This is a genomic window from Arthrobacter sp. efr-133-TYG-118, assembly GCF_030209755.1.
GTDB lineage: Bacteria > Actinomycetota > Actinomycetes > Actinomycetales > Micrococcaceae > Arthrobacter.
This window is the reverse complement of the sequence record NZ_JARVRH010000020.1, coordinates 19,472-32,551: the sequence shown is the minus strand read 5'-3', so window position 1 is coordinate 32,551 and position 13,080 is coordinate 19,472. Positions and strand designations below refer to the sequence as shown.

Sequence of the window (13,080 nt, the reverse complement as noted above, 5' to 3'; positions counted from 1 at the left end):
ATAGCCGCGATCCCTCCCAGCGAAAGGGAATTCCATGGTCCAGCGCCTTGCCATCCTCGACGACTACCAAGCGGTCGCCTACGATTATGCGCCGTGGGCCGAGCTTGGAGACGACGGCGTCGATGTCACCGTTTTCACGGAGCCTTTGGCGGACGCCGCGGCCGTGCTCCGCGACTTCGACATCATCATGGCCATGCGGGAACGGACCGCTTTCGACGCCGACCGCCTCCGGCAACTGCCCAAGCTGAAGCTCCTGGTCACCACCGGAATGGCCAACGCATCCATCGACCTGCGCGCAGCCGGGGAGCAGGGAATCACTGTCTGTGGGACAGGCGGCTCACCCTCCGCTGCTCCCGAGCTGACGTGGGCCCTGCTCCTGGCTTTCGCACGGAAGGTGCCATTCGAGGACCGTCGGCTGCGCGCCGGAAATTGGCAGGGCACCGTTGGTTTCGAGCTGTCAGGAAAGACGCTCGGCGTGCTGGGGTTGGGCAATATCGGGAGCAAAATCGCCGGTTACGCGAAGGCGTTCGGCATGGAGGCGATTGCTTGGAGTCCCAATCTCACCGAAGAGACTGCCGCCGCGGCCGGCGCCAGGAAGGTGGGCAAGGAGGCACTCTTCCGCGAGGCCGACGTCGTGAGTGTCCACGTGCGGTTATCGGAACGGTCCCGGGGGCTTGTTGGGGCGGACGAACTGCGGCTCCTGGGCCCCGAAGGCGTCCTGGTGAACACAGCCCGCGGACCGATAGTAGACGAGGCTGCCCTCCTCCGCGGGCTCAACGAGGGCTGGCTCGGCGGCGCGGCCCTGGACGTGTACGACGTCGAGCCCCTCCCGGCGGACCACCCCCTCCTCACGGCGCCGCGCACCGTGCTGACACCGCACTTGGGTTACGTCAGCTCGCAAAGCTACGCCCGCTTCTACGGCGAGGCCTTCGAGGACATCCGCGCGTGGGTGCGGGGGAATCCGGTGCGGGTGCTCAGTTCTTGACGCATGGGGTTGAATAGTCCAGTGCCTGCCGAATTCTCGCTCCGATCCGCCCTGCCCACCGATGCCGGCTGGATCGCGGAACTGCGCGCCGTCGTCATGCGACCCGACTTGGAACGGCTTGGACGTTGGGATCCAGTCCGGGTCCGGGAGCGGTTCTTGAATGCGTTCCAGCCGGATCACACCTTCGTCATTGCCGTGGAAGGGCAAGCGGCCGGTGTCGTCGCTGTCCGTCCCGAGCCCGAAGCGCTGTGGATCGAACATTTCTACATCGATCCCGGATTCCAGGGGCAAGGACTTGGGGCCGGCGTGCTGCAGCGGGTCATGGGCGAGTCCAAGGACCATCGACCGTTCCGGCTCAACGTGCTCCAGGGCAGTCCGGCCCGACGCCTCTACGAACGCCATGGCTTTGTCCTCGATACCGAGGATCCGGTGGACGTTTTCATGGTCGCGGGCTGATTTGTAGCGAATGCGGTCGTCTACGGCTCTGTTGTTCTGCAAACCGGGCTATCACAGCCGCATCCGGTTTATGGAACGTTCGCCAGTCCGAGCAAACGTCGACCCACCGCGCGGGCTGGCCATCCTCCGGCAGGAGATCGGTCGCGGGTTCGGCGACCGTCCAGTACGACAAGTTCAGTGTCGCTGTCCAGCCCGACCGGTATGAGCGGGCAGCCGCGAAAGCCGGGCGGTCGGCCATAAGAAGTTCAAGGCCTGTCTCTTCGGCAAGTTCACGAATTGCGCCCTCGCGGGGTGTCTCCCCTGGTTCCACTCGCCCGCCGGGAGGCACGAGGCCGCGCCAGCGATGCTGAACGACGAGTATCCGTTGGAAATCCGGCGAGAACACCCACACATCGGCTGCAAGCGAGCGCGGATCCGGGAGCCATTCCGACCGGAACCAGGCCAGGAGTCCTTCTTCTGCGATGTGCGCAATGGACACATCATGGATGGCCGCCTCAACACTGAGCCTGTCGTGCACTGTTAACAGGTCCGTGTCCCACTCAGTGCGATCGCGGTGTGCCGGGCGCGTTCCAAGCGCGCGGAGAAGCCTGCCGGCACTTGAACTGGCAATTCGTTGATCGGGAACCAGCGGACTTCCTCGCTTTCATCACTCACGGAGATCTCCGCGTCCGGGTCTGCGGCCGCCGCGAACCCCACGTCCCAATGGGCGGTGCATGAGAATCCCGCGTGCAGATCGTGTCGGTCAAGATCCACGATTGCGGGAGAGAGCAGGACGAGGTCGCCAATTCCGGATTCCTCGCGGGCCTCCCTCTGTGCAGCTTCGGCCACCGACGCGTCCTCCGACTCGATGTGACCGCCGAACTGCACCCAGAACTGCCCCTTGCGATGGAAACACAGGAGAACGCGATCGAATTCAGGCGAAAACACGAAGCAGGACCCGGTGACATGCTCCAGACCGCCATCTCGACGCAATGCGGCGTCCCCCGCTAAGTTCACGAACCGCAGATACGCGTCTCGCGATCCCGATTTAGGAAGTGCCATAAGGCTGGTGAGCAGATTGGCGAGAGGCATCCTGCCATCTTGCCGCACGGGCCACGCCCTTCCGGACTCGCCACGATTGGAGCGACCAGCGGAGCGGAGATCCACAGCCGAATCCGGCGCGCTTGTCCTTCGAGACGGCTGGCTTTGACGAGGTGGATGCTGACGAGCTCACCCATTGACTCCACTCACATTCCATTACACACTGGTCTGTATCGAAAAGAGTCGCCAATCGGTAAGGCCGAAGCGAATCATTACTCCGGAAGGGCCAACTCTGGCCGGTAGAAGAATGGGGATTGTCATGAAAGTTAAGCGTCTGCTGGCAGGGGGAGCCCTGGTCGGTGTGTTGACGATCGGCGCAGCAGCTCCCGCACTCGCAGGAACGATCACCAACGTCGGTGGCGGCACCTGGAATTACGGAACCGCGTTCCAAGCGCCGTGGTTTAAGAACGTCTGGTCCCACTACGTTCACCCAACCGCATACCACTCCGCTACGGCTATTGGCGGCCCGAACAATGTCAAGGTCTATGCCAATGCCAATAACTGGGCCAACGCTGATACCCAGTGCGGCGCCGGCGAGAATGCCGCCCAATATTGGGCTACCTACTGAGTAGCAGCTATCCCCGATGTGCAGATGCCGTCACAGCGATTGTCGGTCGGCGGGCCCCCTTTGGGCCCGCCGACCCGTTTGCTTGTGGGCGGAGAACGGAAACGTCGAAAAGTTGAAGGTGTGGTAGGCCGATGAAACGTGTCCTGCTGGGACTGGTGATCGCAGTGTGCGCTGCAACGTTTGGTGTGAGCTTCGTGAACGGAATCAACGAGGAACGCACGGCTATCGCGCGCGCGGCAGCCGATGCCGGACAGGCGTTTTCAGTCCCGAGCGACGCAGCAGATCCCGATGCTGTGCTGTCCGCGTTGAGAAGCGCAGCCGTAGCCACCAGCAGCAACGTTTTCAGGACGGTGGTTGGGGTGGATGAAAACGACCACGCGTTCGTGACTCAGTACGTGCTTTTGACCCAGCCGGATACTCGCGTCTTCGACGGTGCCGCCCTCTCTTCAGGGAGATTCCTTACCACCCAAGAGTCGCAGGAAGGCGACGCTTCGGTCGCGTCATCGGACAACAACGCGAACACGGTTGGTGTCCTGCGTGCCCTGGGGGAGGGAGAGCGCTTTTCATTCCGTCCATTGCGGACAGCGTTCGACACGATGCCTGCGCCGGGAACCTACTATGCCGAGTGTGGGCCCGCCGGGTGCGCGGCCTTTGTGGACGCCGTAGCTGCCGCGCTCACCACTCACATTGCCGGACAGTCATTCGTGGCCTCGGATTTGAGCGCACCGAATCAGCAGTTGGTTGTCCCGACAAACGTCCCACCGGTCTACTTGCAACTCGCGGTTTTCGTCGGGCTTCTCCTCACCGCGGTGCTTGCTGTGTATCGACAGTTATATGAGGCAAAAAGAGCTGGCGCGATGCGCTTGCTCGGCTATGGTGCGACTAGGGTGTGGTGGACGATCACAGGTCGCCCGGTGATCATCGTCGGCACTGCCTCCGGCGTCGCTCTCGTTTCCATCTCGGCCCTTCTGCCTGGCGCGGACAGAGGATTCGTTGCAGTTGCGGTCTTCGACCAGATAATTGCCGTGGGCTTGCTCGCCGCGGCCAGCTTGCTGACCATACCTTACGTGGCAAGGATGCGAGTCTCAGATGCGTTGAAGAACCGACGTGACACCAGGGCGTTGTTTGGTGCAGGAATCGCGCTGTCCGTTGTGACTTCGTCGGCCCTCGTAGTGGTCGCCGCGGGCGCCTGGTCCAACGTGGATGTGATCAACAATGAAAGCGACTCGCTGCAACATTGGACCTCGACAACCGGGTACGGTGTTTTCGCTCCGGTGAGCAACGGCAACGATGCCGTGGACCTGCAGACCGGCCAACCCGGTTCATCTATCGTTCAGGCGACAGACCTATACGACGCGCTCAGCGCCCGGGGGGCCTTGTATGTCTACGCCGGCGCATACTCAAAGACGGCGCTCCAGCAAGATCAACAGGCCGGCCAATACCGATCGATGCAGGTAAATCCTGCCTACCTCCACACATACCCGATCCGTGACACAAACGGTCAGCCGATCACGGTCGATGAGAGTGAATCGTCGTGGATGTTGCTCGTGCCCGAGCAATTCCGCTCCCAGGAACAAGAGATCACTGCATATTTCCGGGCCCAACGCGATAGCGCACTCTCCGCCGAGAAGACGATCTTCCACCGCGACATAAGCGCGGCTGCGCAAGATCACCGCGTGCGGATCATCTGGACGGACAACGGTCAGCGAATTTTCACGTTCAACCCCGACGTCGCCGCCTCCTCCGGTGGCTCGGTGGAGGACCCCATCGTTGAAGTCATCACGCGGGCCAACAGTCTGGGCGTAGACCGGCTCAACGCCGTCACGGGTGACGCCAGCGCCGGACTAAAGGTTCCGTTGGTAGGAGGGAGCTCCCAGGCCACGATCACCGCCCTCCAGCCACTCCTCAAAAGGCTGAGCCTGGACGACAACCTGCGCCATCTGGTGACCATCAACGAATATCAGCTCGCCAGGATCGGCCACCTGCAGGAGAGCCTGCGCAACACCACGATCGTGCTGGCCGCTCTGGTGGTATTGCTCATCATTGTCACCGCACAGACATTGACGATCGCCTTTGAGCGGTTCGCGCGCAAGATCGTCGTCCGTGGCCTGTTCGGCCTGTCAACATGGAGGCGCTACCGCGAGTTCATCAAGCTTGGAGCCATTGTGTGGGCTGTCCAGGCCGTGCTCGGTGTCGGGCTGGTGTTGGCCGGTTTCCGGCCGTTCTCCTATGCCGACACCGGGCCGCTCTCCACGCTCACCGCGGCTGTTGCCGTCACCGCCGTTCAGGGCTTGGTCGCTGTAGGCGTCCTGTGGCTCACGGAACGGCGGCGCACTCCCAACATCCTGAAAGGGGAACTCTAATGTCCGACGTCGTATGCGAACTCCTGAACGTCCACAAAGGCTTCCGCGGCCACGAAATCATCTCGGACCTTAGTCTGAAGGTGCACTCAGGCGAGATCGTCGCTATCACAGGTCCAAGCGGAAGCGGGAAGACAACCGTCCTTAATATGCTTGGCCTTCTTGATCACCCTGACAAGGGAGAGATCAAGTTATTCGGCAGCCACGCCCCTCACCCGGGTAGCCGCCGCGCACGCTTGCTCCTGAGGCTGAGCCTCGGATATCTCTTTCAGAACTACGCCCTGATCGACAACGCGACCGTGACCGAAAACCTCAAGATCGCACAAACCTACGCCCCGGGAACGCGCAAGGAAAAAAGCGAATCCCGCGCAAGCGCGATGGAACGGGTAGGCCTCGACCTTGATCCGAATCGCAAAGTCTATGAACTCTCAGGCGGAGAGCAACAGCGTCTCGCCATCGCCCGCCTCATCCTCAAACCCTGCCAGATGATCCTTGCCGATGAACCAACAGGCTCCCTCGACAATGCCAATCGAGACCATGTCCTGACCCTCACCAGAACCCTGGCCGAGGCTGGCAAAGCCGTGATCATCGTGACGCATGACGACTCAGTGTCCGGACGAAGCGATCGAGAAATCACACTCGGCGCCGCAAAGAGAAGCCCAGCCGTGTCAAGCCAACAGTGCGATAGGTCGTGATCTGCTGTTAGTTAGATTCCGTCACTCCACGGCCGTCGATTGGAGGTAGCCCGCTACAAATTGTGCGGTTTGCCGGGCGAGCCGGTCATCGGCGGACACCGCCACGGGCAGCAAAGTGCGAGCCAGGATAGGGCCAACCAGAAGGTCGCACACCATATCCACGTCGACGCTCCGGTCGGCCAACTCCCCACGTTCGACTGCCGCAGCTATCACCCTCGCTACGTTCGCGCGACGCGGGCCGACGAAATCGTCACGGTACCTGTCGCGCACCCTCGGGTCCGTGCGAACCGATTCTAGAAGTCCAGGCAGATTGTTTCGGACAAGCGGAGAAGCGAACATGGCGATATCCTCACGCTGAAGCTTCAGGAGATCTCCGTATAGTGAACCGGTGTCGACCGGCATGCCGGTTCCGAAACGGGCCTCAATGACCTCGAAGGCGAGATGGGCGATGCTGGGGTAACGGCGGTAGAACGTAGGCCTTGTCGTGCCCACCTCCGTGACGAGCCCGTCAATAGAGAGTCCGGAGAAACCATCGGTTACCATGATGCGCTCAGCGGCCTGGATCAGAGCTTCCGTAATGCCCGGGACGAAAGGGCGCCCTGTTTGATTATTCGTCACTAAGTAACCCTATCAAGCGCCCTCGGCGCAGACAGCCGGGAAAATGCTTCTAAAAATACAGATAGGTCTGTAACGTAGCAGCATGATTGGGGTTTTCATCGAGGAGGCTCTTGGGCCGGCGAACGGCCGCTACTTCGCTGCGGGTTACCGCCGGGTGTCACACCTGGTGGGAGCCTCCGGCCGCAGGAGACCAGGGCACCCACTCGAAGCCGTAGGTTCGGTTGTGTATCCGCAGGACTGGTCGACGAACCCCGACGGTGGTGCCCGCGTGGCACACCTGAGTTCCGTCGACGCAATCGTTCTTCCCTTGGTGCTCCTTGAACAATCGGACCCGGTCGACTTCCCAGGGGTGCTGGGAAACTGCTGGGTTCAGTGTGTTGACTTGAGATCCGGCAGCGTGCCCTGGCTTGAACTGGACCGGGTGCCGCTTGCAGTCGAAATCGACGTTTACGGGCATACACTTGTGGTCGCTGCGGTGGTCGGAAACATCCGCGCCCGACTGACCCTGTCCACGCAAAATGCAACCGGCGACGCGCGAAGAGAAACAGAGTGGTCGCCGCCCGCTGGCAGCACGGTATATGGCGGGCTCTATAGGAACACAGTTTCGCGAACACTGCTCACCGCCTACAAAGCAACCCACCAAACTCTTAGCGCAGAACACGAGTTTTCCAGCCCGGCCTCAGACGCGCGGACACCGGGAGGGCTGGAGTCCGTCTTCTGGCCCGCACTGACGGCCGTCGATTACTTGGTCACCATGGGACAGCTCACTCAGGTTGCAATCTACGAGTCAGCGCAGACGAGCAGATCAGCCGCGGGCAATCTGTGGATGCGCACCATGCAGCTCAGACTCCCTTCTCCCCCGACACGGGTGCCCGCATCTCTTCACACATCCACGCGTCTCGTTCGCGACCGCACCCTCGCCCGAACCGGCCGGCAGCTCCACGATGTTCTAGTCGACTCAATGGCGTCATCCGGTGTAACGGCACGGGCAGCGTTGGCCTACGAAGAAGCCCGGCAACTGTGAGCAATCACTCTGATGGTTATCCGGGCGCGCCCGGAAGCGCCGGCTCCTTCGGGCACGACGCATCATCGAGCGGAGCCACGCTCCAGGCCGCCGCCGAGATGCTCGCCGCTGAACCCTACATCACCGTCACTCTTGAGCGGATCGCAGCGATCGTTCACGTGCCCATCGAGAACCTCGAAAAGTGGTTTCCCACAATGCACGAGCTGGGAGCGGCTGTCCTGGATTACGAACGCGAATGCATGCGACGAACTCAACGGGAAGCAGCCCGACGAACCGGCGATCCTATCGAACGCCTGCTTTACGTCTTTCGTTCCATCGGCGACGACCTGGCCAACGATGTTGTCGTCAGGGCTGGAGTCCGCCTGGCGGATGAGTCCCGGCAACACTTTCCCGAACGACGACTCGATCCGTTCGCCGTCTGGCGTGACTTCGTGTTCAGACAACTCGATGAAGCCAAGAACAAGGGGCTGCTTCATGACAGGGTCAATCTCGACGAGACCGTCTGGCTCATCGTCGCTGCGGGCATGGGAACGAAGGACCTCTTGGCGTCCCGCAACGCCTGGACCGAGGCACCCGCGAGGCTTGAGGCTATGCTCAACACGATCCTTAGGCTCGTCCGACGCGAAACCTCAGTGGAACTCCGTGATGCGTGATCCGATCCGCGCCGAACGCAGTCCGAAATGCAGCATCCACCCCATTTGGGCGCAACATGGCTGAGCATCCGCAGCATGTCGCCGTGGTCACCGGCGCCACCGGAGGCATCGGCACTGCAATCGTCAATCGGCTCGTCGCCGGCGGCTCAGTAGTCATCGCTCACTACGCGAGCAACTCCGACCGGGCATCGAAACTCCAACGCGAAGTCGAGGAACTCGGCGGCACATGCTCGATGGTGCAAGCTGACTTACGAACCGAGGAAGGAGTGGGTCAACTTGTGGATTCAGTCGACGATCTCCTCCGTTCGCAACCGACACATGCTCTACATGCCCTCGTCAACAACGCCGCGAAACTCCTCGGTCCGTCGTTCTCCGACGCGACGCCGGCTCAGTTCGACGAGTACTTTGCACTTAACGTGAAGGCCCCGTTCTTCCTAACACAGCGGCTCGTCACCCGGATGCACCCAGGTGGCAGCATCGTGAACGTATCCTCTGCCGGCGCACACTTCTCAAGTCCTGGCGACATCGTCTATGCCATGAGCAAGGCCGCGATCGAGTCCCTCACAATGAACGCGGCAGAATGGCTCGCAACACGCGCGATCCGGATAAACACCGTGATCCCAGGGTTCACCGACAACGGGCATAACGCGTTCCGTATCGACGAGGTCCGCGAGTACCTTTCCACCTTCGCCGTGCTCGGCGGGATCAGTGACCCCGAGACCGTTGCCGAGGCCGTCGCGTTCCTACTCTCCGCTCACGCCTCCCGGACCACGGGCGCCACCCTCGACGTCAGCGGGGGAAGCACGTTGGGAGCCCGCCCGGCACCACATCTCAGCCTGCATGCAATGGCCGCAACCCGCAACATAGCCCAACCAGGAACCGGCGGGAACCAAGGCGCTGAACGCTCGGGTGAAGACAGCATCGTGTACGAATAGGACGCGGGACGCGCCCTGACCATCTGGCCCGCTAGACCCGCCCCACACTAGGGTTCTCCGGATCCTCGGCCAGAACACGTCGATGCCCGTAAGCACCACGCGCCTGCGCGAAGACCAGACGGATGGCCTCTTTGATCTGCGCGTGCCGGTCCGGCTGGGTGAGCCGGTTGCGGTGGTCGTAGAACGTGGAGCGGGGAAGCTTTGCCAGGTGCAGCAACAGCGGTAACCGGTGTTGGGCCTTGAGATCATCGACCGCTTGAACTTTCAGCGTTGTTCCTGTGACCCCAACGCCCGCAATTTTCACAGATATGCCACCTCCGCACGCAACCGCTCGTTCTCCCTCCGGAGCTGCTCGACCTCACTCTCGGCAGGCGGGTTCCCGCAATCGGCCTGTGGCCGGCCCCGTTTCTTCGGGGGTAACCCGTCTTCACCCTCGCGCCGGTAAATGCTCGTCCAGTTAGCGACGGTGCCGGGCGAGGGAAGGTCATACTCCTCTGCCAAGACCCGCCCAGACACGCCCTGAAGATGACGCCGCACGATCTCGAGCTTGGTTTCGACGTCGTACTGCCTACGGTGTCTTGTCATCTGCGCCCCCGATCCTCGTACCTGCCATCGTTCATACAACATTTGGACAGGATTCAGTGCTAGATCAAGAGCAAGCGCGACGGACTTCGCAGTCAGCCCCTGCTCGAACAACTCGACCGCCGACACGGCGTCCGACCGGCTAAGAGAGTGCTCCCTGAATACATTGCTGCGACCCCGTTCGATGCCGGACACATAATTACCGTGTCCAGCTTTCGGGGACCATTCCACTGCTACGCCAGTACTTCCCGAAAGGGACCGACCTGAGGGTCCACAGCGCCGAAGACCTCGACTAGGTCGCACAGGAACTCAACGACCGGCCACGCAAAAGACTAGAGTTCAGAAAACCGATCAAATTGATCGAAGGACTCCTGTTGCAATAACCGCCCGAATCCGCAGGTCCCTCATCGGGCGCTTCGAGTACCAAGGCGCGGTCACCGCCCGTTTGCGGACCCCAGCCGTGCGGTGGCGTTCGTCGCCTTAGGTTCAGTCATGGAGGGTGACCTGATAGCCGTCGGGGTCGGCGAAGGTGAAGGTGCGACCGAATGGGCCATCGATCGGGGACGAGACGATCGCGTGGCCACCGGCGACGAGAGCGTCGTGGATGGCTTGCACGTCGGTGGCGTGGAGCCAGATCGCGGCTCCGATGCCGGGCTGAGCAACGGACGCGAGATCGGTGCCTGGAACGATGTCTCGAAGTGCGAACGCGATCGGGGTCGTCTCGAAGACGACGGCGTGAGGCGGGCCCGCCTCCGAGCGGACGAGGCCGAGGTACTGCTCATAGAACGCCTGCGACGCGTCGAGATCGCGAGCTTGGAGTGAGATGAAATCAGGGCCGGTGACGGGCATGGGCATTCTTCTTTCTGTCGTGTCAGTTTTCTGACACAGTCAACATATGTCAGAATACTGACATGAGTCAAGACGGAGTCAACCTCGAAACCTCAGTGGGCTACTTGCTGAAGGAAGCGTCAAGCACCCTCCGCGCTGCCATGGAGGCAGTACTGCGCCCACTCGGCATGACCGTGACGCAATACTCCTGCCTCGAATTGCTCGCACAGCGCCCGGGCCTGTCCAATTCTGAGCTGGCGCGAGGAGCGTTCGTGACACGGCAATCGATGAACGTGCTGCTGCGAGGCCTGGAACGGGACGGATACGTGACCAGGCCGACGGAGGCTCGCGTTGGGAAAGTCCTTCCCACGCAGCTCACCCAACGCGGTCGACGGAGCCTCGAGAAGGCGACAGTTGCGGTCCGATCCGTCGAGGTTAGGATGCTGGGCGGCATGTCGCAGGAGGAGCGGTCCGGCGCGTACAAAATCCTACGGAGCATGATTCACTGCCTGCGCAACGACGACGAGGGTGGATCAGAGCAGCGATAAGCGGCGGCCCAGCCGCCCGTAAGCCGGTCCTCCGCCCGCCACTTCCACCAGGGCCACGGCTTTTGTCTTGGAACCCCGGATCAGGTCTTCCGGTTCTTGATGAATCCGTTCTAGAGCCACTGTTCCCATACCGTTAATTTGAGCCGGACCAGTCCGTCATTGCTGTGTCCGTTGCTCCCCACCGGCCCCCTCGCCTCACAAGTTCGGCCAGGGAACCCTGCCGGCGTGGGCCCGGAACGCCGTTTTGGACCCGCAAAACGGCACTTACGGGGGCCCACGCCGGCGAGGGCCCCGGCCTGAGCTTGCGAAGGCTGGGAGCCGGTGGGGAGCAATCGATGGAGGTTCAAAGCTGCACCGGAACCAGCGACTCTGAACGCACCGGCGTCGCGAGTCCCAGGTTTTCGCGGAGGGTCGAGCCGGCGTACTCCGTGGGGTACACGCCGCGTTCCTGAAGCTCGGGCACCAGGTGGTTCACGATGTCATCCAGGCCCGTGGGAACGAGCCAGGGCGAAATGTTGAAGCCGTCCACGGCACCCACCCGGGCGTATTCGGCCAGGGTGTCGGCCACGGCTGTGTAGGATCCCGTGAACGTCGCGTCCACCCTGGAAGTCCTGGAGCTCACGAACTGCCGGATGGACAGTCCCTTCTCCTTGGCCTCGGAGCGCCACTGCTCGGCGAGTTGCCGGGCCTTGGCACCGTGGAAACCACTGCCACGGGTCTCGGATGTCTCCTCCACCACCGGATCGATCTCCGGAAGTGGACCATCGGGATCGTAGGCAGACAGCTCCCGGCCCCAGAACTGTTCGAGATACGCAACTGCCTGCTGCGGCCCGATCTGCAGGCTTCGGACCCATTCCTTCAATTCGCGCGCTTCCTCGTCGGTCGCCGCGAGGATGAACTCGCTGGCAGGCATGATCTGGACGTCGTTGGCGCCCCGTCCAGCTGCCAGGGAGCGCGAGACGATATCGGCGCGGAACTCCACGGCGTCGTCGAACTTCGGGTGCGCCGAGAAGATGACATCCGCTTGGCGGGCGGCGAAGTCACGGCCCTCGGGAGAGTCGCCGGCTTGGAACAACACTGGCCTGTACTGGGCGCTGCGCGGCAACCGGGGCGTGACGTCCACGGAATAGTGCTGCCCCGAGTGGTGCACGCTCCGGACATGCGATGGAACCGCCCAGGAATCCGCGGAAACGGACGAGGAAACCGCCCCGTCCTCCCACGAATCCCAGATCCTCTTGGCCGTCTCCACGAAGGCTTCAGCATGGACATAGCGATCGGCATGGTCCAGATAGCCGCCCCGACGGAAGTTGGCCCCGGTCCAGGCATTGTCCGTGGTCACGACGTTCCACGCCGCGCGGCCGCCGGAGAGCAAGTCGAGCGAGGCGAGCCTGTGCGCGAGATCGGCTGGATCGTTGTACGTGGTGTTCTGCGTGGCCACGAGCCCGATGTTGGACGTCACCGCCGCCAACGCGGCCAGCGTGGTCTGCGCGTCCGGCCTGCCCGCGACATCCAAGGCGTGGGGACGGCCGAGGTGTTCACGCAAGCGCAGGCCCTCGCCCAGGAAGAAGGCCGCGAACAGCCCGCGCTCGGCTGTCTGGGCGATCCTCCGGAACGACTCAAAATCGGTCTGCGAACCGGATTCGGAGGCCTTCCAGACGGTGCCGGAATTGACGCCCTGGAAGAAGATCCCGAACTGGATCTTCCCGCTCGGCTGGAATTTAGCACGGTTGTGCTGTGTCATGTTCTCT

Annotated in this window: 16 protein-coding genes and 1 pseudogene; 10 read left to right on the top strand and 7 right to left on the bottom strand. The window is 62.2% G+C overall.

The genetic code is table 11. The features are described from left to right. The first annotated feature begins 34 nt into the window (after nt 1–34). Nucleotides 35–985 (top strand): D-2-hydroxyacid dehydrogenase family protein, encoded by a 951-nt coding sequence (locus QRN59_RS16225; RefSeq protein ID WP_284983524.1) that lies wholly within the window; start codon nt 35–37, stop codon nt 983–985. Nucleotides 986–988: 3 nt separating this feature from the next. Continuing rightward, a complete protein-coding gene (locus QRN59_RS16220) occupies nt 989–1,441 on the top strand; it encodes a GNAT family N-acetyltransferase (RefSeq protein WP_284983523.1) in 453 nt (150 codons plus the stop codon). On the opposite strand, the gene QRN59_RS16215 is transcribed toward QRN59_RS16220, so the two are convergent. Together QRN59_RS16215 and QRN59_RS16210 are read right to left on the bottom strand one after the other, a co-directional pair. After that, entirely contained in the window at nt 1,425–1,919 is a 495-nt protein-coding gene (locus tag QRN59_RS16215) for an NUDIX hydrolase (protein WP_284983522.1), read from the bottom strand. The genes QRN59_RS16220 and QRN59_RS16215 overlap by 17 nt on opposite strands. A 41-nt stretch (nt 1,920–1,960) precedes the next feature. Next, nucleotides 1,961–2,512 (bottom strand): NUDIX hydrolase, encoded by a 552-nt coding sequence (locus QRN59_RS16210; protein WP_284983521.1) that lies wholly within the window; start codon nt 2,510–2,512, stop codon nt 1,961–1,963. 268 nt (nt 2,513–2,780) lie between these two features. On the opposite strand from QRN59_RS16210, the gene QRN59_RS16205 reads away from it, so the two are divergent. From QRN59_RS16205 to QRN59_RS16195, 3 genes are all read left to right on the top strand, one after another. Beyond that, a complete protein-coding gene (locus QRN59_RS16205; RefSeq protein ID WP_284983520.1) occupies nt 2,781–3,089 on the top strand; it encodes a lactococcin 972 family bacteriocin in 309 nt (102 codons plus the stop codon). Nucleotides 3,090–3,220: 131 nt separating this feature from the next. Beyond that, on the top strand, nt 3,221–5,452 hold the full coding sequence (locus QRN59_RS16200; RefSeq protein WP_284983519.1) for a bacteriocin-associated integral membrane family protein: 2,232 nt from the start codon (nt 3,221–3,223) through the stop codon (nt 5,450–5,452). Then, nucleotides 5,452–6,144 carry an ATP-binding cassette domain-containing protein gene (locus QRN59_RS16195; RefSeq protein ID WP_284983518.1) on the top strand — a complete coding sequence of 231 codons (693 nt, stop codon included), beginning with the start codon at nt 5,452–5,454 and terminating at the stop codon, nt 6,142–6,144. The genes QRN59_RS16200 and QRN59_RS16195 overlap by 1 nt, the downstream gene beginning before the upstream one ends. 21 nt (nt 6,145–6,165) lie before the next feature. Here the strand turns inward: QRN59_RS16195 and QRN59_RS16190 are convergent, their stop codons facing one another. Next, the gene (locus QRN59_RS16190) at nt 6,166–6,762 is read right to left on the bottom strand and encodes a TetR-like C-terminal domain-containing protein (protein ID WP_284983517.1); all 597 of its coding nucleotides are present in this window, start codon (nt 6,760–6,762) and stop codon (nt 6,166–6,168) included. A gap of 82 nt (nt 6,763–6,844) precedes the next feature. On the opposite strand from QRN59_RS16190, the gene QRN59_RS16185 reads away from it, so the two are divergent. Genes QRN59_RS16185 through QRN59_RS16175 form a run of 3 tightly spaced genes read left to right on the top strand, consistent with a single transcriptional unit; the run spans nt 6,845 to nt 9,374 of the window. Next, a complete protein-coding gene (locus QRN59_RS16185) occupies nt 6,845–7,786 on the top strand; it encodes an AvrD family protein (RefSeq protein WP_284983516.1) in 942 nt (313 codons plus the stop codon). Then, complete coding sequence (locus QRN59_RS16180; RefSeq protein ID WP_284983515.1) at nt 7,783–8,439, top strand: TetR/AcrR family transcriptional regulator; 657 nt, start codon at nt 7,783–7,785, stop codon at nt 8,437–8,439. Before QRN59_RS16185 ends, QRN59_RS16180 begins: the two co-directional genes overlap by 4 nt. Nucleotides 8,440–8,495: 56 nt before the next feature. Next, entirely contained in the window at nt 8,496–9,374 is an 879-nt protein-coding gene (locus tag QRN59_RS16175) for an SDR family NAD(P)-dependent oxidoreductase (protein WP_284983514.1), read from the top strand. A 31-nt stretch (nt 9,375–9,405) separates the two neighbouring features. Here QRN59_RS16175 and QRN59_RS16170 read toward each other — a convergent pair whose 3' ends face one another. Then, nucleotides 9,406–9,678 (bottom strand): hypothetical protein, encoded by a 273-nt coding sequence (locus QRN59_RS16170; RefSeq protein WP_284983513.1) that lies wholly within the window; start codon nt 9,676–9,678, stop codon nt 9,406–9,408. After that, nucleotides 9,675–9,959 carry a helix-turn-helix domain-containing protein gene (locus tag QRN59_RS16165; RefSeq protein WP_284983512.1) on the bottom strand — a complete coding sequence of 95 codons (285 nt, stop codon included), beginning with the start codon at nt 9,957–9,959 and terminating at the stop codon, nt 9,675–9,677. The genes QRN59_RS16170 and QRN59_RS16165 overlap by 4 nt, the downstream gene beginning before the upstream one ends. A gap of 158 nt (nt 9,960–10,117) precedes the next feature. Between QRN59_RS16165 and QRN59_RS24655 the strand changes: the two are divergent. Beyond that, nucleotides 10,118–10,339, top strand: a pseudogene (locus tag QRN59_RS24655) (IS30 family transposase); the annotation flags it as partial. Nucleotides 10,340–10,442: 103 nt separating this feature from the next. On the opposite strand, the gene QRN59_RS16160 reads toward QRN59_RS24655, so the two are convergent. Further along, entirely contained in the window at nt 10,443–10,805 is a 363-nt protein-coding gene (locus QRN59_RS16160) for a VOC family protein (protein WP_284983621.1), read from the bottom strand. A 62-nt stretch (nt 10,806–10,867) separates the two neighbouring features. On the opposite strand from QRN59_RS16160, the gene QRN59_RS16155 reads away from it, so the two are divergent. Beyond that, the gene (locus QRN59_RS16155) at nt 10,868–11,332 is read left to right on the top strand and encodes a MarR family winged helix-turn-helix transcriptional regulator (protein ID WP_284983511.1); all 465 of its coding nucleotides are present in this window, start codon (nt 10,868–10,870) and stop codon (nt 11,330–11,332) included. Nucleotides 11,333–11,675: 343 nt separating this feature from the next. Here the strand turns inward: QRN59_RS16155 and QRN59_RS16150 are convergent, their stop codons facing one another. Continuing rightward, entirely contained in the window at nt 11,676–13,073 is a 1,398-nt protein-coding gene (locus tag QRN59_RS16150) for an NtaA/DmoA family FMN-dependent monooxygenase (protein WP_284983510.1), read from the bottom strand. Between the last annotated feature and the right edge of the window lie 7 nt (nt 13,074–13,080).

Excerpts from the sequence above, each read along its gene's own strand:
- QRN59_RS16225 (WP_284983524.1), top strand. The coding sequence starts at position 35 with ATGGTCCAGCGCCTTGCCATCCTCGACGACTACCAAGCGGTCGCCTAC.
- QRN59_RS16220 (WP_284983523.1), top strand. The coding sequence starts at position 989 with ATGGGGTTGAATAGTCCAGTGCCTGCCGAATTCTCGCTCCGATCCGCC.
- QRN59_RS16210 (WP_284983521.1), bottom strand. The coding sequence starts at position 2,512 with ATGCCTCTCGCCAATCTGCTCACCAGCCTTATGGCACTTCCTAAATCG.
- QRN59_RS16205 (WP_284983520.1), top strand. The coding sequence starts at position 2,781 with ATGAAAGTTAAGCGTCTGCTGGCAGGGGGAGCCCTGGTCGGTGTGTTG.
- QRN59_RS16200 (WP_284983519.1), top strand. The coding sequence starts at position 3,221 with ATGAAACGTGTCCTGCTGGGACTGGTGATCGCAGTGTGCGCTGCAACG.
- QRN59_RS16195 (WP_284983518.1), top strand. The coding sequence starts at position 5,452 with ATGTCCGACGTCGTATGCGAACTCCTGAACGTCCACAAAGGCTTCCGC.
- QRN59_RS16185 (WP_284983516.1), top strand. The coding sequence starts at position 6,845 with ATGATTGGGGTTTTCATCGAGGAGGCTCTTGGGCCGGCGAACGGCCGC.
- QRN59_RS16175 (WP_284983514.1), top strand. The coding sequence starts at position 8,496 with ATGGCTGAGCATCCGCAGCATGTCGCCGTGGTCACCGGCGCCACCGGA.
- QRN59_RS16165 (WP_284983512.1), bottom strand. The coding sequence starts at position 9,959 with ATGACAAGACACCGTAGGCAGTACGACGTCGAAACCAAGCTCGAGATC.
- QRN59_RS16160 (WP_284983621.1), bottom strand. The coding sequence starts at position 10,805 with ATGCCCGTCACCGGCCCTGATTTCATCTCACTCCAAGCTCGCGATCTC.
- QRN59_RS16155 (WP_284983511.1), top strand. The coding sequence starts at position 10,868 with ATGAGTCAAGACGGAGTCAACCTCGAAACCTCAGTGGGCTACTTGCTG.
- QRN59_RS16150 (WP_284983510.1), bottom strand. The coding sequence starts at position 13,073 with ATGACACAGCACAACCGTGCTAAATTCCAGCCGAGCGGGAAGATCCAG.